13 protein-coding genes are annotated in these 18,257 nt (G+C 59.3%); 4 read left to right on the forward strand and 9 right to left on the reverse strand.

Going from position 1 to position 18,257, the window contains the following annotated elements:
• The first annotated feature begins 6 nt into the window (after positions 1-6).
• Both ACI0FJ_RS14010 and ACI0FJ_RS14015 read left to right on the forward strand, forming a co-directional pair.
• Entirely contained in the window at positions 7-1,179 is a 1,173-nt protein-coding gene (locus tag ACI0FJ_RS14010) for a SpoIIE family protein phosphatase (RefSeq protein ID WP_424304518.1), read from the forward strand.
• A gap of 56 nt (positions 1,180-1,235) precedes the next feature.
• Positions 1,236-2,192 (forward strand): DMT family transporter, encoded by a 957-nt coding sequence (locus ACI0FJ_RS14015; RefSeq protein ID WP_424304519.1) that lies wholly within the window; start codon positions 1,236-1,238, stop codon positions 2,190-2,192.
• Between the two features lie 58 nt (positions 2,193-2,250).
• Here ACI0FJ_RS14015 and ACI0FJ_RS14020 read toward each other — a convergent pair whose 3' ends face one another.
• From ACI0FJ_RS14020 to ACI0FJ_RS14050, 7 genes are all read right to left on the reverse strand, one after another.
• Entirely contained in the window at positions 2,251-3,318 is a 1,068-nt protein-coding gene (locus tag ACI0FJ_RS14020; protein WP_424304520.1) for a DMT family transporter, read from the reverse strand.
• 291 nt (positions 3,319-3,609) lie between these two features.
• Positions 3,610-4,545: an AraC family ligand binding domain-containing protein gene (locus ACI0FJ_RS14025; protein ID WP_424304521.1), complete on the reverse strand. Its 936-nt coding sequence runs from the start codon at positions 4,543-4,545 to the stop codon at positions 3,610-3,612.
• 79 nt (positions 4,546-4,624) lie between these two features.
• Positions 4,625-5,188, reverse strand: a complete 564-nt coding sequence (locus ACI0FJ_RS14030; RefSeq protein WP_424304522.1) for an N-acetyltransferase family protein — start codon at positions 5,186-5,188, stop codon at positions 4,625-4,627.
• A gap of 265 nt (positions 5,189-5,453) precedes the next feature.
• Positions 5,454-6,599 carry an amino acid permease gene (locus ACI0FJ_RS14035; protein ID WP_424304523.1) on the reverse strand — a complete coding sequence of 382 codons (1,146 nt, stop codon included), beginning with the start codon at positions 6,597-6,599 and terminating at the stop codon, positions 5,454-5,456.
• Between the two features lie 152 nt (positions 6,600-6,751).
• Positions 6,752-7,981 carry a Glu/Leu/Phe/Val dehydrogenase dimerization domain-containing protein gene (locus tag ACI0FJ_RS14040; protein ID WP_424304524.1) on the reverse strand — a complete coding sequence of 410 codons (1,230 nt, stop codon included), beginning with the start codon at positions 7,979-7,981 and terminating at the stop codon, positions 6,752-6,754.
• Between the two features lie 108 nt (positions 7,982-8,089).
• The gene (locus ACI0FJ_RS14045) at positions 8,090-10,492 is read right to left on the reverse strand and encodes an acetate--CoA ligase family protein (RefSeq protein WP_424304525.1); all 2,403 of its coding nucleotides are present in this window, start codon (positions 10,490-10,492) and stop codon (positions 8,090-8,092) included.
• Between the two features lie 171 nt (positions 10,493-10,663).
• Positions 10,664-13,162, reverse strand: coding sequence for a 2-oxoacid:acceptor oxidoreductase family protein (locus ACI0FJ_RS14050; RefSeq protein WP_424304526.1), 2,499 nt, complete (start codon positions 13,160-13,162; stop codon positions 10,664-10,666).
• Positions 13,163-13,456: 294 nt separating this feature from the next.
• Between ACI0FJ_RS14050 and ACI0FJ_RS14055 the strand changes: the two genes are divergently transcribed.
• Both ACI0FJ_RS14055 and ACI0FJ_RS14060 read left to right on the forward strand, forming a co-directional pair.
• Positions 13,457-14,182, forward strand: a complete 726-nt coding sequence (locus ACI0FJ_RS14055) for a FadR/GntR family transcriptional regulator (protein ID WP_424304527.1) — start codon at positions 13,457-13,459, stop codon at positions 14,180-14,182.
• 208 nt (positions 14,183-14,390) lie between these two features.
• Complete coding sequence (locus ACI0FJ_RS14060; RefSeq protein WP_424304528.1) at positions 14,391-14,834, forward strand: hypothetical protein; 444 nt, start codon at positions 14,391-14,393, stop codon at positions 14,832-14,834.
• A 418-nt stretch (positions 14,835-15,252) separates the two neighbouring features.
• Here ACI0FJ_RS14060 and ACI0FJ_RS14065 read toward each other — a convergent pair whose 3' ends face one another.
• Together ACI0FJ_RS14065 and ACI0FJ_RS14070 are read right to left on the reverse strand one after the other, a co-directional pair.
• On the reverse strand, positions 15,253-16,413 hold the full coding sequence (locus ACI0FJ_RS14065; RefSeq protein WP_424306572.1) for a YibE/F family protein: 1,161 nt from the start codon (positions 16,411-16,413) through the stop codon (positions 15,253-15,255).
• Between the two features lie 148 nt (positions 16,414-16,561).
• Complete coding sequence (locus ACI0FJ_RS14070; RefSeq protein WP_424304529.1) at positions 16,562-18,040, reverse strand: alkaline phosphatase; 1,479 nt, start codon at positions 18,038-18,040, stop codon at positions 16,562-16,564.
• Positions 18,041-18,257: the final 217 nt, after the last annotated feature.

The following is an 18,257-nucleotide window of genomic DNA, read 5'->3' on the forward strand; positions in this document are numbered from 1 at the left end:
AATCCCATGACGCAACAGACCTCACATCAACCGGCCCTGACCCGCCACGATATCACCGTGCTGCTCATCGACGACCAGGCCATGGTCGGCGAGGCAGTGCGCCGCATGCTGCAGGAAGAAACCGATATCGTCTTTCATTTCTGTCAGGACCCCACCAAGGCCATCCAGACCGCCAACGAGATAAGGCCCACGGTGATTCTTCAGGATCTGGTCATGCCGGACATCGACGGGCTGACCCTGGCCAAGTTTTTCCGGGCCAACAAGGCCACCAAGGACACCCCCCTCATCGTGCTCTCCACCAAGGAGGAGCCCGCCACCAAGGCCGAGGCCTTCGGGCTGGGAGCCAGCGATTATCTGGTGAAACTGCCGGACAAGATCGAGCTTATCGCCCGTATCCGCCACCATTCCCAGGGCTACATCAACCTGCTGGAGCGCAACGAGGCCTTCAAGGCCCTGGCCGACCAGCTGCAGCATGCCTCGGAATACGTTACCTCGCTGCTGCCCGCGCCCATTGCGGAAGGGGCGGTGCGCGCGGATTGGAAGTTTGTGCCGTCGGCCCAGCTGGGCGGCGATTCCCTGGGCTACCACTGGATGGACGACACCCATTTCGCCATGTACCTGCTGGATGTCTGCGACCACGGCGTGGGCCCGGCCCTGCTGTCCGTGCAGGCGCTCAATGCCTTGCGCGCCGAGGCCCTGCCCGGTGTCGATTTCAAGGACCCGTCGTCCGTGCTGGCTGCTTTGAATGACACCTTCCAGATGGAAAAGCACAACGATCTGTATTTCACTATCTGGTACGGAGTATACGACACGGCAACCAAGGAGTTGTCCTACGCCAGCGGCGGGCACCCGGCAGCCCTGCTTCTCCAGGCAAATGGCGAGGTGGTGGAATGCGCCACAAAGGGCATCATCATCGGCGGCATGCCCGGAATGTCCTTTCCCTCGGCAACCATACCACTGGATACGCCCGCCACCCTGTACACCTATTCGGACGGCGTCTACGAAGTGGAAACCCCGGCGGGCGAGATGTGGACCTTTCAGGAGTTCAAGGAATATCTCCTGGCCTCCCGCGCAGAGGACAAGGACGAACTGCTCGGACTGTACGAGCATGTCATGGCCATGCATTCCGGCGCCACCCTGGAAGATGATTTCTCCATCCTGCGGGTGGATTTTTCCTGAGCCGGATTGCGAGCGCACGGCCAGCGGATTCTCGGTAACAACGGTTTTCAGACAGCATGACCTCACTGCTCACTTTCTGCGCCCTGGCGCTGACCACGCTGTTCTGGGGCATGTCTTTTGTATGGATCAAGACGGCCCTGCTCCAGTTTCCCACCTTCACCCTTACCTTTTTGCGCTACGCCACGGGCGCGGTGCTGTTTGCCGCCATTGTGCTGGTCCGGGCGCGGCGGCGCAAAACATGGCCCCATTTCTCACGGCGCGCCCATCTGCGTCTGGCAGGGCTGGCCCTGCTGCATCCGGGCATCTATTTTTCCTGCATGACCATAGCCATTCACTATACCACGGCTTCGGAGGCCTCCTTCAAAATCGCCACCGTTCCCATTGTGGTGCTGATTTTTTCCGCCCTATTCCTGGGCGAGGCAGTCACTTCCGGGAAACTCCTGGGCATTGCTCTTTCCGTGGCCGGTGTGGCCCTTCTGGTGGCTGGCGGGGGAGCGGGCGTTCTGGATGTGGGACAAAGCTGGTTTTCCACCGGCTGGAAGGCCGACGCGCTCCTGTTCTGCGCCGTACTGGCCGGAGCGGCCTATACCGTGCTGGCCCGCAGGCTCATCCGGGACCACGCCCCGCTGGATGTCTCCTTTCTGCAATTCGGCTACGGCAGCCTCTATTTTCTGCCCATGTGCCTGTGGGAACAGCCCGCCATGAACTGGGCGGCCGTGGATGGGCAGGGGCTGGTCGCCCTGGCCTGCCTTGCCTTTTTGTCCAGCTTTGCCGCGTTCTTCTGCTACAACTACGCACTGTCCCGCATCGATGCGGTGCGGGCTTCGGTGTTCGTGAACATGTGCCCCCTGGTCTCGGCAATCGGGGCCTGGCAAATGCTGGGGGAGACCATGTCTTCCCTGCAGATGGCGGGCGGGGCGCTGATTCTTCTTTCCGTTGTCCTGCCCAGCCTGGGCGACATGCGGCGGTTGCGCCAGGGGCCTTGGAAAAGGAAGGGGCGGCCAGCCGTGTGACCGCCCGTTGGATCGCCCGTCGGGCCACCCGCCGGGGATATCGGTTCGGCTCGCGCCTTTACAGGGTGGGCGGACGCCGCGACCAGAATTTTCTGGGCCTGTCAGGCCTGTGTATTATCGGGTCCGGCGGGCCCGGCGAGTCAGGCGCTTCGGGCGGAACATTCTCTTTTTCCTTTGCTGGTTGGCTGGTTTGAGGGGCTTCTGGTGCTTTGGTGTGTCGGCGTTCTCCACGGGCAATGAGCAGGATGCCCACGGCCACGCCGCCACAGCCTGCCCAATGCCAGGGGCCGACCGGGTCGTCCAGCACCAGGGCGCAGAGCAGCACCGCGCTGACCGGCAAAATACCGGTAAAGACCGCGGCGGACGAGGCGGGCACGTCGCGGATTCCCCTAAACCAGAACACATAGGCCAGCACCGTGATAGCAACGGCATAGTAAACGATGACCAGCCAGCCCTGCTTGGAGACCGCGCCAAAGTCGAAGCCCAGCCCCTGGTACACGGCCATGGGCGCGAACATGCACATGCCCAGCAGGCTTATCCAGAAGGAGACGGCCAGGGCGGACAGGTCGGCGTGCAGGGATTTGCGCAACACCAGAAAGATGGATTCCCCCAGCACCGCGCCAAAGACCAGCAGATAGCCCCACACAGAGGTATCCGTTGCCCCTGCAGCTCCCGCTGTCGCCGTTGCTGCCGAATTATCTGCCAGCCGCAGCACAGCCACGCCCGCCATGGCCGCGCCAATGCCCAGCAGTTTGAAGAGCCCCGGCTTTTCCCGCAGAAAAACAAACGAAATAAGCCCGATGACCGCAGGCGTGCTGCTGGTGATGACTCCGGCCGAGGCCGGATTGGTCCATTGCAGCCCGTACAGCAGAAAGACGTTGAAGAGCACGCCGCCGCAAAAACATTGAAAGGCCAGCAGCCCGAAGTCGCGCCAGCCGATGCGGGGCAGTCCTTTTTCCAGATACAGAAGAAAGGGGACGATGATGGCCACGGCCAGCACAAACCGCAACCCCAGCGCCAGAAACACGGGAAATTCCGCAATAGCCAGTTTGCCCGCCACAACCGAACTTCCCACAATGACCATTGCCAGGGAAAGGTCGGTGTATGAGGCCAATCGAGAACGCATATATAAGCTCCTTGGCCCGGGCGCTGTGGTCAGGCTGCTGACAAAGGCACGATAACGTCGTTGCCTCAAAAAACTCAAACCTTTGCGTATCAGGAAATACGCGTCAGTCTTGAGTTTTCCTCACGACGGTGAGTCTTTTTGGGTTCTCGTACCTTTTTGAGCAGCCTGGCAGATTTAACTTTGTAATCAATCTGGGACCGGAGAATTTCCGGCCTGCGGATTCTGGCTGCATGGGATGCAGAAGTATCCGAATGTGCGCCCGGACTGTGGGCAGGATGGCTCGGAAAGGGCTTACGGGTATTGAATATTCTTGCGGTATTGTCCCGGCGTAAGGCCGAATACGGCCTTGAAGCGGCGCGTCAGGTGGCTCTGGTCGGCAAATCCGGTCTCGGCCGCGATTTCCGCCAGAGAAGGAAGGTACGAAGTGGTCTCGGGCAGGCCCAGCAGCGTTTTTGCCCTGTTCAGCCGCAAATGGGTGAGGTAGGCGTGCGGTGGCGCGCCCACACTGCGGTGGAAGACGCGGGCCAGATGAAAGGGGCTGAGATGGCAGGCCCGGGCCAGCCGGGTCAGGCTCATGTCTTCGGCAAGGTGGGCGGCCATGTACTCCTTGGCCCTGCGCACGGCCACCGGCTCTGCGCCGGGACGCAGCAGGGTGGGGGGATTTTCGCAATAGCGCCGTATCCACAGGGCCAGCAGGCCCAGCAGCCGGGTTTCCTGTTCCAGGCTGCCTATGGCGGGGCGGCCCGCCGGGCTCACCGGCCCCAACGGGCGCATCAGGCTCACCGGGCCTGTCTGCACGGGCTGCATGCAGCGGTGCAGATGGTGGATGTTGCGGGCCAGCAGCGGGTCGGAAAGCACACCGGCCCTGAAATGAGGCAGGGGGCCGGGGTTTCCGGAAATTTCGCGCACCGCACGGGCCACCAGTTCCGGGGCCAGGTAGAACATGCGGTAGGTCCAGCCATCCGGCCCTGCGGCGTGGCCATCGTGCATCTCTCCGGGCACCACCAGATTGACCAGCCCTTGCGAGGCCACATGGCTTTGGCCCAGGTAGTCGAAGGCCATGGCCCCCTGTTCTATGATGCCCACGGCGTATCCGTCGTGGAAATGGCGGGTGAAGTTCTGGGTGTAGTAGCGGGCGCGCATGCACTCCAGGCCGTCCAGGGCCTGCGGCTTCCAATAGCGCACGGATTCGTGCGCGGCGTTATGGTCGGAGCGTTTGCGTGTCATGCATCATGTCATACGTCCTGTATGCGGCAAATTTCAAGACGAAAAAAAGAATGGGGGAACGGCTGGGCTGCAAACCGCTTCAGGCCAGCTCTTTCTGCATCCAGACCATGTCGAAAAGCTGGCCGTGCTTGCGGCCGATGTTGGCGAACCGGCCGCACTCCACAAAGCCATGCTTGGTGTGAAAGGCCAGGCTGCCCGGATTGCGCGAGGAGATATTGACCAGCAGGGTGCGCATGCCCGCCTTTGCCGCGCCCTGTTCCAGCAGGGGCAGAAGCAGCGTGCCCAGCCCTTTGCCCGTATGTTCCGGGAGGAAGAAAACCGTGCTGGTGCCGGTTGTGGAAAAGATGTTGCCGAGTTTGTAGGGGCGCACATAGCCGAATCCGGCATAGCTGTTGTCTCTGGTGTCGTTTCGGGTGGTGACGCTGAAGGCGGCGACCTTGCGGCTTTCCTGAAAAATGAAATTGAAGAAGCGGGTGGAGACCGGCTCTTCCTGATACGCGGCGAATCCGTTTTCCACATAATGGTTGAAAACGCGCAGGAAGTTGTTGCGGTCGGCCTTGCGCATGGGGCGGACATGGTGGGCCGGGCCTAATGGTATGGGGCGCGTGAAGGGCCTGGAGGGCCTGGAAGAGAACCCCATCATGGCGCGGCCAGCGTCTTGTTCTCTATTATGCGGATTAATTTCAGTATGTTGCCGTATTTCTTCATGGAGGCAGCATAGCACAGGGCGGGGAAATGGCAAAGGCGGGCAGGTGAGTTTCAGAAAGCGTGTAGGGAGGGGCTTCGGTTTTTGCCAGCCATGAAAAGACCCGGCAGAACATGGTGTTCTGCCGGGCTTTGAAAAGCAGCGCAGGGAACGTGCGGGCGAATGTATGGTTTCTCCATCCCAATATGCGAGAAAACCTTTTCTACATGTAGTTCGCCACGATGATGAGCACGCCGCAGATGGCGCTGATAATGATGGCTGGCCGTCCGCCAAAGGCCCTGAACTTGGTGCTCCGGCCCTCGGAGCGCATTTTCCAGACCATGGCGCAGGGCAGGAAGATGGCAATAATCGCCAGGGCCACTCCGGCGTGCGACAGAGCCGCGATAAAGCCGTTGGGGGCCAGCAGCGAGGCTGCCATGGGCGGCAGAAACACGGCCAGGCTGGTTCCGGCGCGTCCGGCCGAATCATTGGACCGTTTGAAGGTTTCCGCCACCAGGTCGAAGAGGCCCAGGGACACCCCGAAAAACGAGGTCAGCAGGGCCAGCAGCGTAAACGTGGAAAGTATGTTCTGCACCCAGTGGGAGCCGCCGCTGGTGAGTGCCACCAGGGCGTCCACGTTGGTCATGCCCGCCAGTTGCGAGGGCGTGGCGCTGCCCATGGAAAGCAGAAGCCAGAGAATGTAGCAGACGCCGGGAATGGCGCTGCCAATGATGAATATTCGTACCAGGGCTTTTTTGTCCGCGCCCACAAAGGACACGATGCTGGGAATGGACCCGTGGTAGCCGAACGAGGTGAACAGCACGGGCAGTGCGATAAGCAGGGTGGAGGGCGAGGCTTTGCCCAGGCTGAGGTTGGACATGTTGAGCTTGCCGCCCAACACCGCGAAACTCAGCACCATGGCCCCGAGCATGGTTATGAACAGAAACTTGTTCACCGTGATCAGGGTGTTGGTACCGCAGTACAGGATAAAGGCGCTGACAGCCGCGAAGATGATTGTCCCCAGGCGGGAATCAAGGCCCGTAGCCCCGGCAATGAGGTTGCCCATGCCGGTCATGTAGGCCACAAGCAGGCAGTAGAGCAGAAAGAACACGCTGGCCGTGGCCACCAACTGGCCTGGTCGGCCCAGAATTTTCAGGGCCATGGTGTTGAAATGGGCGCCTTCGCCGACTTCCAGGTTCACTTCCAGAACCATCATGGCCGAATACATGGCGACAATCCACATGAACAGAAGAACGAGCGAGCCGTTGGTGAATCCCAGCCTGCCTATTGCCATGGGAAGGCCGAGCATGCCTGCGCCTATGGCGGTTCCGGCGACAATGCTGATGGCACCGATTTTTGAGGAACGCATGGATATCTCCCTCCCGAATTCCGGTTTGGGTTCGGGCGTTGCATAATATACCTCTGGTTGCACCACAACATGAACATGCGTCGAAGACCCATGGCGCGGGCTGGTTAAGCACCATTGCACGCCATGGGCCCATTGCTCCGGAGAGCTTCGGATTAGTTCTTCAGTTGTTCCAGGACGTATTCCAGGGCCGTGGCAGAGAGTTTCTTGCCGCCGGGAGCACGGTCCACAACAACCTTCAGTGCATTGTAGATGGTTTGGGAGGCGTCGTTGAAGATGTCGCTTTCATCAAGGGAAACCTTCTGGCTCATCAGGTAGTTGAAGGCGCGGGCCATGGCGCTGTTGGCAATGAAGTCCGGGATGACGCTGAAGTTGTCATCGGCGAACTCGGCGGTGGACCCGTAGAAGATATCGTCGTCGCGGAAGGGCACGTTGGCGCCGCAGGCCAGAACCGTTACCCCGTGTTCCTTCATGGCTTCCAGCTGTTCGCGGGAGACCAGGCGGGAGGCGGCGCAAGGCATGAACACGTCCGCTCCGGCGTTCCAGACCTTGGCCAGGGCTTCGTCGGCGGGGATGGCGTCCCTGCTTTCCAGGGTATTGCCGGACCGGTTCAGGAAGAGTTCGCGCACCTGCTCAAAGGGCAGGCCTTCGGGTTTTACCAGGCCGCATTCGCGGTCGAGAATGCCGACCAGCTGGCCACCCAGGGCGGACAGATAATAGGCGCTGGCCGCACCCACGGTTCCCCAGCCCTGCACCACAAAGCGCTTGCCCTTGGCGGTGTCGCCGGAGAGCTCGTAGAAATGGCGCACGGATTCGGCCACGCCGTATCCGGTGATGAGGTCGCCCACAGTATAGCCGCGGGAGGGGTCGGGAGTCAGATCGGGAGATTTGACCACCATGCTCACGCCGTCGCGCAGCTGGCTGATCTTTTCGATGCGTTGCTGTTCGGTAGGATGGAAGTGGCCGGTGACCACGCCTTCCTGCGGATGCCACAGACCAAAGTCTTCCGTGATGGGGTTCACTTCGGTCATTTCAAAGACGTTCAGGTCGCCGCCTGTGCCGTAGTAGCTTTTGAGCAGAGGCATAACCGCCTTGTACCAGCGTTTGAGCACGCCTTCCTTGCGGGGGTCTTGCGGGTCGAAGTTGATGCCGGATTTGGCACCGCCGATATGTGGGCCGGAAATGGCAAATTTGATTTCCATGGTTTTGGCCAAAGACACCACTTCGTGCTTGTCCAGGCCTTTGCGCATGCGGGTTCCTCCACCAGCAGCCCCGCCCCGCAGGGTGTTGATCACTGCCCATCCCTTGGCGTCTGTCTCTGTGTCCTGCCATTCGAATACGATTTCCGGTGTCTTGTCCTCAAAGGCTCTCAACAGATCTTTCATGATTTCACTCCAAATGTGGTTTGTGTGAGAAACTTCCGTGAACCTATTGGTCAATTGAGGCTGTGCAGGCGCACACTCGCACCTCTGCATCCGCCTCGTGGTCTCCGATTATTCGTGGCGCATCCTTTCGGCATACAGGCGCGCTTCGATGTACAGGGAAAGCGATGCCACGGCCCGGTCGCATGCGGGAAACACGGGAACACCTCCGGCATTGAGGACATCGCGGAGTGGGTCGTAAAGACGTCCGCCATCCACCACGGCCACCAGGGGCTTGTCCGTGCTTTGGCCCAGCTGTGTCAGAAGCGGGGCCACGCCCTCTTCCGCATCCAGGGAAAAGGCGGCCACCGGTGTGTCGGCCAGGGTGTGCATGGCGGGGGACAAGGGGTCGAGCCCGATGACCAGGGCGTCGACGCCCTTGTCTTCAAGCAGGTGGCGGGCAATGGTTACGTGGGTCTCGTCGTCGGCCGCCGGATTGATGTCCAGCGGGTTGCCCACGGTGACCAGGGCGTCGAGTTTTTTCCGGCGCAGGATCTCGGTGATCTGCTTTTTGGAGGTCTGGCCAAAGTCGGCCAGCTGGATGTGGTAGTCGTCCGACTGGATGGAGTCGGCCATGCCCACGGCCTCGAATCCGGCACCGCTTACAGCTCCCAGGCGGTTGCCGCCAAGCTGTTTTGTAGCCAGGTTCTCGGCCAGCAGAAAAAGATCCTGAAATTCGGTGAATGTCCGGGCCACGATGGCTCCGGCCTGGCGTACGCAGGACTCGCAGACCATGTAGTCGCCGGCCAGCGAAGCCGTATGCCCGCTGGTGGCGCTTTTGCCTTCGGGCGTGCGTCCGGCCTTGTAGAAAACCACTTCCTTTCCGGCCAGAACCGCGGCGCGTACCGCGGTGCAGAATTCCAGGCCGTCCAGGTCGTTGAAGCCTTCCGCGTAGACCGCGATAACGTCCACCTGGTCGGAATCCTTGAAATACTTGACCATGTCGCCCAGGGTCAGGTCGGTCTGGTTGCCCATGGAAACCATGTAGGCGGGGTGCAGGTCCGGGCACTGGCTGATGCGGTTGAGCATGAACGCGCCGCTTTGGCTGACAAGGGCCGAACGGTGCGTTCTGGCCGTGCGGTTCTTGGGAAATTTTTCCTCGGGAATGAACCAGGTATCGTACCCGCCGGGGTGCGAGACCACACCCATGCAGTTGGCCCCGATAAAGATCGGTCCGCCGTCGCCTTTGCCGTGAACTTCGTTGATGGCCCGGCTTACGGCCGCGGCCCGCTCGTGGCTGTCCTCGGTTTCCCCCATACCGCCGGGGATGAGCATGACGCTTTCGGCAGCGTCCAGGCGGATCACCTCGTCCACAAGGTCGGGCACCTGGGAGGCGGCCACGGCCACCACGAACAGGTCGAGTTTTTCCGGGAGCGAGGCCAGGTCTGGATAGCAGCGGATGCCGTCCAGTTCGTCTCGTCCCGGCCGCAGAATGCAGATGTTTTCCCTGGCAAATCCTTCGGCCAGGATGTTGTCCAGAATGTTCCGCCCAAAGTTCTTGCGCTTGGTGGATACGCCGATAATGCCGATTTTCTTGGGATGGAGCAGGGAATCTATCTTGGCGATGGGGCGTTGGTTTCCATGCGCTTTGGGCAGGGAGAATTTGCACATGCCGTCCAGGGGAACCATCAGGTAGTTGGTAAAGGCATATGGGTTGATCTCCATTTCCTGGATGACGAACCCGGCCTCGGGATTTCCAGGGGAAAAATGGCGGCCCATTGCAATGAACGAGGAAAAGCATTCCAGCAGCTGCTCGTCCGTCACCACCCGGCGCTGTCCGCGGGTGAGCCCGGCCAGCTTGCGGTAGGAGATGGTCTTGCGGAACTGCTCAAAAAAGTCTTCGCCGGTGGTCAGCTCGCACGAGGCGGCCACGATGGCCTGTCCCTTGCGGAAACGTTGGGCATACAGCTCGGTGTCTGTTCCGCCCAGCCCAGCACTGACCACCATGCCGAATTCGCGTGTATAGCGCAGGCCCACGATGAGCTCGTTGCCAAAGGAACTGGAATCCGGAGGCATGAACTGCACCAGGAGCACGCCCTTGATGTCGCCCCGGATGGCCTCCAGCAGGTCGTCGCCGTCCAGCCCCTTGTATTCCTCGGGGGCGTGGGCCAGCTTGAGCCGGATCATGTTGGCGTAGTTTTCCGGCACCTCGCTGACCATGCGGCGCACGGCCGAGCGTACACTGTCCTCGTCGCGGGGTACGATGCGCACCCCGCCCACTTCGGTTTTATGCACAATGGTGGGGGAGACGATCTTGAGCACGACCTTGTCGCCGGGCAATCCCCGGAGCGTCTCGTCCGTCACCCTGGCCCCACGCGGGAGCAGCACGCTGCGGGGCGGTGTTTCCGCGCCCGAACGGCCAAGCAGGTTGTAGACCTCGTACTCGAAAAGATGGTTGCGCCCTTCGGCATGCGCATCACGGAACAGCGTGGTTATGGCGTCGTAATCGATGGATACTTCGGTTTTCGCTTCCATTGCGTGGTCCTTCAATATGAAAATTGCAGGGTGGAAGAAACAGCCCCTCATGCGCTGTCCGCAAAATGCAGCTCTTTATTTTGCGGAGGGTCGCTTCTGTCGCTTCCGGAATGTTCCCAATTTCCGGTCGCGCCTGGCGGGCTGTACCCGCCAGGCTTTGCGTCGCTCGCACTAGGCCAGACGTCTTCCCGCCTGGAATGCGGCATGGTTGGCCGTCCAGATGGCGGGTTTGGGGCTGACGCTCTTGAGCGCCTGGAGCCACAGTTCGGGCGGGAACGCGGCAAAGGGGTCCAGCATGCTCAGGGCGCCGATCATGACCACGTTGGCGATACGGCCGGTGGCGTCGCCCAGGGCAAGCGCCTCGTCCAGCACGTCCATCTCCACCACTTTGTAGTCGGCCAGGGTCTGCACTATTTCGTCGTGTGCGGGGTAGGCGTCCTCGTGCACGCCGTAGGGCAGTACCTTGGTGGTTGCCAGCAGCACGCTGCCGCCGGGGCGCAGCATGTCTATGAAACCGGGGCGCAGGACTTCGCTCTGCTCCATGCAGACCAGACAGTCCGCGGTTCCCGGCAGAAGCACCGGGGAGCAGACCTTGCCGCAGCTGAAGGTGGAGATGACCGGGCCGCCCATCTGGGCCATGCCGTGGGTTTCCCCCTTGACCACGTTGGTGTCGCCGTAGCCCGCCAGGAAGGCCAGACGGGTCAGTACGCGACCGAAAAACAGGTTGCCCTGGCCGCCAACGCCGCGAATGGCCACGCTCACCCTTTCCGGCAGGTCAAAGGAGCCGGCTTTGGGCAGAGTGATGGTGTCCGGCGCTTCCGGCAGTTCCACCTGGGCGCATTGGGCGGTTTCGCACGAGTCGTCTACGGAAATGGCGCCCACCGGGCACATCTGGGAGCAGGCCGCGGGCTGGCTTACACAGCCTGTGCATAAGTTGTTGAACGAAGGCAGCCCTTCGGCGTCGGCCTGGATGCCGGGGCATATCTGGCAGAGGCCACAGCGTTTGCACAGTTCGGCATCCACCTTCAGGCGGGTGCCGTAGCTCTGCTTGGGCATTTTGCGGATGCACACGCCGGTAACCACCAGGGTTGTAAAGTCGCCGTTTTCAGCATTCTGGAGTGCGGTGGTCAGGGCCTTGCGGATGGCTTTGCGGTCGTAGCCGCTCACTTCCAGCACCTTGGCGCCGTGCGCGGCCAGGGAGGCCTTGAGGTCGAAGCTGTTGGTCTGGCCCGCCAGGTTTACGGGTGAAGTGGGGCCGGGCTGGCCGCCGGTCATGGCGGTCCAATTGTTGTCCAGAATGACCTTTACCCCCGGCACCTGCCGAAACAGGCTGTTGCGGGTGCTGTCCATGCCACTGTGGCATTCGGTGCCGTCGCCCAGCAGGCTGATGCATTTTCCGGCCTTGTCCGGGTTTGCCAGGACAAATCCGGCCCGGTTGGACTCGCTGGTTCCCATGGCTACGTTGGTGTCCAGGGCATCCATGAAATAGAGCAGGGTGTTGCAGCCGATGTCGCCGAAACAGGCTTCTATCTTGCCCTTTTTGCGCATCTGCCGAACGGTTTCGCCAAACAGGCGGTAGGGGCATCCGGCGCAGATCATGGGGGGGCGTTTGAGTGGTGCCACGCCTGCGGCCTCGCTAATCTGCAGGCTCAGCCCCAGGCGCGAGGCGACCAGGGTCGGGGTCCATTCGGTGAGGCTTTCGGACGGGGCCTTTCCCTTTACCAGCAAACCGCAGCGTTCCAGCTCTTCCTGAACAAAGCGGTAGCCGTCCTCTATAACGTGGACGTCGCCGTCAATGGCCTGGCAGAATTCGCGGATGCGCTGCATGGGCAGGGGAAAGGTCAGTCCCAGGGACAGAATGTCGATATCCTCGCCCAAAGATTCCTTGACTTCGCGCACCATCATCTCGGTGGCGCCGTAGGTGATGACGCCAACCTTGCCCGAGCCTTTTTCCCATGTATTGAGAGGGCTTTCCTCGGCCATTTGTTGCAGTGCGGGCAACCGGTGGGACAGGACTTTTTCGTAGTTTGCCCTGGCAGCCACAGGCAGGGTGTTGAAGGACTTGAGCGGTGCGGAAAGCTCCACACGGTCGCGTTTGGCAATGTCCGAAAGGCGGACCAGTCCTTCGCTGTGGCAGAGCGTTCCGCTTGCCAGGATGACCACGGGGGTCTTGAATGCGCGGCTTATGTCCGCAGCCCGTCCGGCTGCCTCGTGCATTTCCTGGTGGTTGCGGGGCTCGAGGATGGGGATGAAGCAGCTTTTGATAAAGGGACGCGGGTCCACCAGGTGTTGCGTGGAACTGGGGGTGAAATCCGAAGCAACGTAGTAGACCAGCGCGCCCCTGTCTCCGTTGAAAAAGGCGGAGCTGCTGAAGGGGTCGCCCGCCTGGAAAAGGCCGGGAATCTTCATGGTAACAACGCAGTCGTTGCCAGCCAGGGAATAGCCATGTCCCACGGACACGGCGGCCGCCTCGCTTACGGACCAGCCCACGGAGAGCATATCCTGAACCTGGCTCAGGCCCCTGTCTATGACTTCGGTACTCGGGGTTCCCGGATATCCGTCCACAGCGTGGATGCCCGAACGGACGCAGCCCACGGCAAAGGCCATGTTTCCCTGAAGAACAGTCGCCTCACCTGCATTCTGGGTACAGAGCTTCCTGACTGGATTCATTGAAAATTCTCCCTTATTTGGCATTGGCCGGAATATGGCTTTTCTTTAACGAATTTCGGGCAGGCTATTGAATGTCTGACATTAGGTCAATAGCGAAAATGGATTTTTTTGCTAATTTCGTTTTTTTCCTTGTATAAAATGTTGATATCCAAAAAATAGACCGGTTTGTTACGGAAGCAAGGGATAAGCTGCTGCAAGAGGAAGGGTTAGAAAGTAGGACATCAATAAACACATTCGACAGCGTGGATCTTTTCGACTACTTCTTTTAGATTGTAGAGTGGAGGGTACTCACCGATGACAAAAACCTATACAGCTCCCGCTTCCAACCGCTGCGAGGAAGTCGTGGCCGCTTTGAAACGGGAAATTTTGCTGCAGCAGTACATACCGGGCGACAGCCTACCGCCCGAGGAGGTTCTGGCCCAGAAGTTCGTTGTAAGCCGGGCCATGGTTCGCGAAGCCCTGGGCATACTCAAGGCCCAGGGGTATCTGGAATCCAGACGGGGAAAGAACGGCGGGACGTTCGTCAAAAATATTCTGGAATCCGGCATGTTGGGCGATCTTTTTGGCGACCTTATCCTGATGGGGAAAATGAAGATTTCCGACCTCATGTCCTCCCGCCTGCTCATCGAGCCGGAAGCCGCCAAGCTGGCGGCGCTCCATGCCTCCTCCATGGATCTTCAGGTATTGTCAGACATCAACGACAGGGTGGCCGCATCCACAAGCAGCAAAGAGCGTGTGGAGAACACCGTGGCGTTCCATGTGACCTTGGGCGGACTGTGCGGGAATCCTTTTTATGACATTTCCATTCGCAGCTTCATGAATTTTACCGCCGTGTTTGCCGAACTTTTCGGTTTTTCAGATCCGTACGTGCATAACGACGATGCCCATAATGAAATATTGGAGGCATTGGTGATGCGCAACCCGAGCCTTTCGTACGAGCGCATGTTCGTCCATGTCTCCAGCATGAAGGCCGCCATGAGCTGCCAGGAAAAAATGTACCGAGAGGCGAAGTTGTTGTAATATGTTTAAAAAGGCTGCCGTTTGAGGCCGGAATTATTTTTTTGCCTGGGATGTCCGGGAATTACAGAAAAGTTTTCCCCTGCCTGTGAAAAAATCGTGTCAACCCCCTTGCGCGAAATTTCCGAACGTCTACCATAGGAATTTCCGGCGGAGAAAAGGGATTTGTCTTTGCCGGATTTCTTCCGAACCACGACTCAAGGATTTTATTATGTCACAAACGAGTCTCGCCGCAGGCGAGTCGATAGTCTGCCGCTGCACCAAGTGTGGTGATGAAAGAAAACATACCATCGTCGCCATGGTCGACGGGTCCATTGCCAAGGTGCAGTGCGACACCTGCCAGGGCGTTCATAAATATCGTTCCGCCAGCGATGCCAAGAAAACCACGACCAAGCGTACCGGAACGACGCGCACGACCAAGGCCGCAAAACAAGCTGCCGAGGCTGCCCAACTGCACAAGGAATGGGAAAACCTGACCACGGAAACGGCTGAAGGCAAGCCGCTTACCTATTCCATGTCTGTTGAACTTTCCAAGGGTTCCCTGGTGGAACATCCGATTTTTGGCGTCGGCTCGGTGCGCAAGACCATTTATCCGGACAAGGCGGAGATTCTTTTCGAAGCGGGGATGAAGGTCTTACGCTGCAAGACTGTATAAATTTCCAGGCGGCTGAAAAAGGTTCGCCAGCTTTGTTGCTGCAAAAAAGACGGGCCCTTGTGTATGGAAGAATACACGGCGGTCCCGTCTTTTTTTTGCGCCTCGCTTTCGTACCTTTTTGAGCCGCCTGGGATGTGGGGTTCACAGTAAAAGAGAAAGAAAGAAGATTTTGGGGTGACGTACATTGTGGGGCACCGGGTTGTGGGAACTGTCATAGTAAAAGAGAAAGAAATTTTTAGGGCTACGTATATTGCAAGCCGTGTGGGGCTAGGCAAAAGAAGAAAGACGTAATACCACCAGGCAAATCAGGAAAATCCAAAGGCTGGTTATTGGTGTTTTAAAACGCTGCAGCCTACAAAGCAAAAAGCCACCCGATCTGTCAGGTGGCTTTTGTTGTTTACAAGCTGGGGGCAGGTTTTTATTTGGCTGTGGCTGTTTTCAGGACCCGCGCCTTTCTTTTTCCCGGAACATAGATGAGTGCGCCCACAATGGCGGTGAACGGAGCCACGGTAACCAGTCCGAAGCTGCCCACCAGGGTCTTGAGCACTTCCGCCGCCACGTAGATGAAGTTGAAAAGGTTGGTCAGGGGGATGCCCTGGGCCACAAAGGCCATGAGCATGGTGATGAAGCCCCCGGAGTAGGCCAGCAGCAGTGTGGTCGTCATGGTGCCGACCACGGCGCGCCCCACCCGCATGCCGGAGCGCAGGGCTTCCAGCCGCCCGATGTCCGGCTTTTTGGCAACCACTTCGTGCATGGAGGCCGCCACGTCCATTGCCAGGTCCATGACGGCGCCCGAAGCAGCCAGGAACACGGCGGCCACATAGATTTTCTGCAGGTTCAGGTGGCCGTATCCAGCGTACAGCAATGTCTCGGCAAAGGGCATGACCGCGCCGTGCACATGGAAGCGTCCGGTAAAATACACGGCCAGGATACAGCTTGTAAGAATACCCAGAAATGCCCCCAGAAAGGCCACCAGACCCTTGCGGCTGATGCCCGCCACAAGAAAGATGATGGAGGCGGTCAGGATGGTTATCACGCTCAGCGACAGCCATACCGGGTCGTATCCGTCCAGCATGAGCGGAACCAGAACCTTCCACAGCATGAGTGCGGAAAAAATGAACGACAGCAAGGCCTTGGCCCCGGTCCAGCCGCCAAAGGCCAGCAGCCCCATGGTGAAGATTCCCAGCAGCCACATTTCCAGCCCCAGCCGGTAATGGGCCTGCGGGTTCACGTAGATGATGTTGCCGTCGCTATCCAGAGACAGCACCACCAGGGCGGTATCGCCCACCTGAAAAATTTTGTCCCGGTCCATCTGCCCCATCAGGGGGTTGTTCCCGGACACGGTCTGTCCGGCGAACTTTCCGTCGAGTAATTTCAGGGTCACGCCCTGGTCGCCGGTCCATACCATGCCGTACTGGCGCATGTCCGAGTTGTCCACCTGGACCACACGGCCCCTACATCGCATGCCGTTGTCTTCCGTGCGCTTTTCGTACTGGTTGGGGACAAAATACAGCCCTATGGTCAGACAGACGAAAACCGCCGCAAGAAGTGCATCCCTGTGCCAGCCTTTTGAATTCATGTTCACGCCGGTATCCTCGTTTCTCAGACTTCGGCGGGCGGTACGAACGCCCTGTAAAGCGACAGGCGGTCCGGAGCGTTTCCGGACCGCCTGCCTGGTATTCTTTGGGAGAGGTTTTGCGGACGCGGTGTCCGCAAAACGTCAGCGCCTACTTGCTCAGGTAGACGACCTGGGGGGCGACACCCATGACGGACTTGATCTTCTTGGCCACGTCGGTGTTGTCGTAGTAGCCGTTGAAGGTTTCGGAACCGACGCCCAGGGCGGAAGTGGTTACGGGCACGCCGGTGTGCTTGTAAGAGGTCCAGGCCAGGCCGGACTTGTTGTTCAGCAGGTGGGTAAGGGTGATGGTAAGGGGCTCGTAGCCGCCGTACAGCAGGTAGCCCTGCGGGTCCTTGATCTTTTCGCCGGACATGGAGCGCTTGAAGGCGTCCTTGAGCTGGGTGATCTCATAGGGCTTGAGGACCATAGGGTCTTTCTTGGCGTCGCCGGTAAAGGTGAAGCCGAAGTTTTCCGTGATAACGGGCATGAGGTCTTCGAACTTGGCGTCGGCACCGTGGGCCTTTTTGTAAGGAGCCATCACGTCCTGGTCGAACTTGGTGAAGGAAGCCATCTGGTTGGCCAGCAGGTTGAAGTCGGATTCGTACTTGGTTCCGGCAAAGCCGAGGGTCAGGCCGCCACACTCATGGTCGCCGGTGACCACGATGAGGGTATCGTTGGGGTGCTTCTTGTAGAATTTGACGGCTTCCTGAATGGCCAGGTCAAAGGCAACCGTGTTGCGCAGGGCGGCAGCGGCGTCGTTGGCGTGGCAGGCCCAGTCGATCTTGCCGCCTTCAACCATCATGAAAAAGCCCTTGTCGTTGTCCAGCAGTTCAATGCCCTTGGCAGTGAACTCGGGCAGGGTGATGTCTTCGGCCGTGATGTCCATCACATAGGGCAGGGCCTGGTCGTCCTGGAGCCAATGGTTCCAGGCAATGATCTTCTGACCGGGCTTGGCGGCTTCGAAATCCTTCTTGTTGTCGATGATCTTGTAGCCGTTCTTCTGGGCCAGGATGCGGGCGTCGCCCAGGGGTTTTTTGGACTTCTTGCCCGTGGGGTCGATCATGCCGCCGCCACCAAAGTAGTCGAAGCCGCTCATGGCCAGGGCGTGGTCGATTTCATGGTACATCTTGCGGGTGGGCACGTGGGCGTAGAAAGCAGCCGGAGTGGCGTGGTCTATGGATACGCTGGAAACAATGCCGACCTTTTTGCCCTGGGACTTGGCAATCTCGGCCACGGTCTGCACGGGTTTGTAGTTGGGATCAACGCCAATGTAGTTGATGTTGGTCTTCTGCCCGGAAGCCAGGGCAGTGGCGGAAGCGGCGGACCCGGTGATGAAGCGGTCGTTGGCGAACGTGGTGGTCACGCCCTGGGCCGGGAACTTGTCCATTTCCATCTTGGTGTTGGTAAAGGCCTGGGTGGCGGAGCGCTGGGGAATGCCCATGCCGTCACCGATGAAGAAAAATACGTATTTTGCAGGGGCACCCTTGTACATGGCTGTTTTGGCCTGTGCGCCGTCCACGGCGAAGGCGGCAACAGCCAGGGCGGTCAGCAGCAGGGCTGTGAAGGACCGTTTGGCAGTAGCGAACATCTTGAATTCCTCCTTAAATAGGGAACGTGTAATGAACAGAATAACGATGGGTATAGGTACTCGCTGAACGTGTGGAATGGTTTGACAGTCCAGTGACAACACGTTGAATGTTCGGTGAATTTTGCCTCGCAGTCCGGGGGAGAAAATTGGGCCCGGAGCAAATGTGGCCCGGAGCAAATGTGGCCAGTGGTTGCCGTTACGAATATTGCATTAATGT

This window comes from Desulfovibrio sp. 7SRBS1 (assembly GCF_049723905.1).
GTDB lineage: Bacteria > Desulfobacterota > Desulfovibrionia > Desulfovibrionales > Desulfovibrionaceae.

Coding starts and splice junctions, on each gene's coding strand:
- ACI0FJ_RS14050 (WP_424304526.1), bottom strand. CDS start 13,162: ATGAATCCAGTCAGGAAGCTCTGTACCCAGAATGCAGGTGAGGCGACT.
- ACI0FJ_RS14045 (WP_424304525.1), bottom strand. CDS start 10,492: ATGGAAGCGAAAACCGAAGTATCCATCGATTACGACGCCATAACCACG.
- ACI0FJ_RS14015 (WP_424304519.1), top strand. CDS start 1,236: ATGACCTCACTGCTCACTTTCTGCGCCCTGGCGCTGACCACGCTGTTC.
- ACI0FJ_RS14065 (WP_424306572.1), bottom strand. CDS start 16,413: ATGAATTCAAAAGGCTGGCACAGGGATGCACTTCTTGCGGCGGTTTTC.
- ACI0FJ_RS14070 (WP_424304529.1), bottom strand. CDS start 18,040: ATGTTCGCTACTGCCAAACGGTCCTTCACAGCCCTGCTGCTGACCGCC.
- ACI0FJ_RS14055 (WP_424304527.1), top strand. CDS start 13,457: ATGACAAAAACCTATACAGCTCCCGCTTCCAACCGCTGCGAGGAAGTC.
- ACI0FJ_RS14040 (WP_424304524.1), bottom strand. CDS start 7,981: ATGAAAGATCTGTTGAGAGCCTTTGAGGACAAGACACCGGAAATCGTA.
- ACI0FJ_RS14025 (WP_424304521.1), bottom strand. CDS start 4,545: ATGACACGCAAACGCTCCGACCATAACGCCGCGCACGAATCCGTGCGC.
- ACI0FJ_RS14010 (WP_424304518.1), top strand. CDS start 7: ATGACGCAACAGACCTCACATCAACCGGCCCTGACCCGCCACGATATC.
- ACI0FJ_RS14035 (WP_424304523.1), bottom strand. CDS start 6,599: ATGCGTTCCTCAAAAATCGGTGCCATCAGCATTGTCGCCGGAACCGCC.
- ACI0FJ_RS14030 (WP_424304522.1), bottom strand. CDS start 5,188: ATGATGGGGTTCTCTTCCAGGCCCTCCAGGCCCTTCACGCGCCCCATA.
- ACI0FJ_RS14020 (WP_424304520.1), bottom strand. CDS start 3,318: ATGCGTTCTCGATTGGCCTCATACACCGACCTTTCCCTGGCAATGGTC.
- ACI0FJ_RS14060 (WP_424304528.1), top strand. CDS start 14,391: ATGTCACAAACGAGTCTCGCCGCAGGCGAGTCGATAGTCTGCCGCTGC.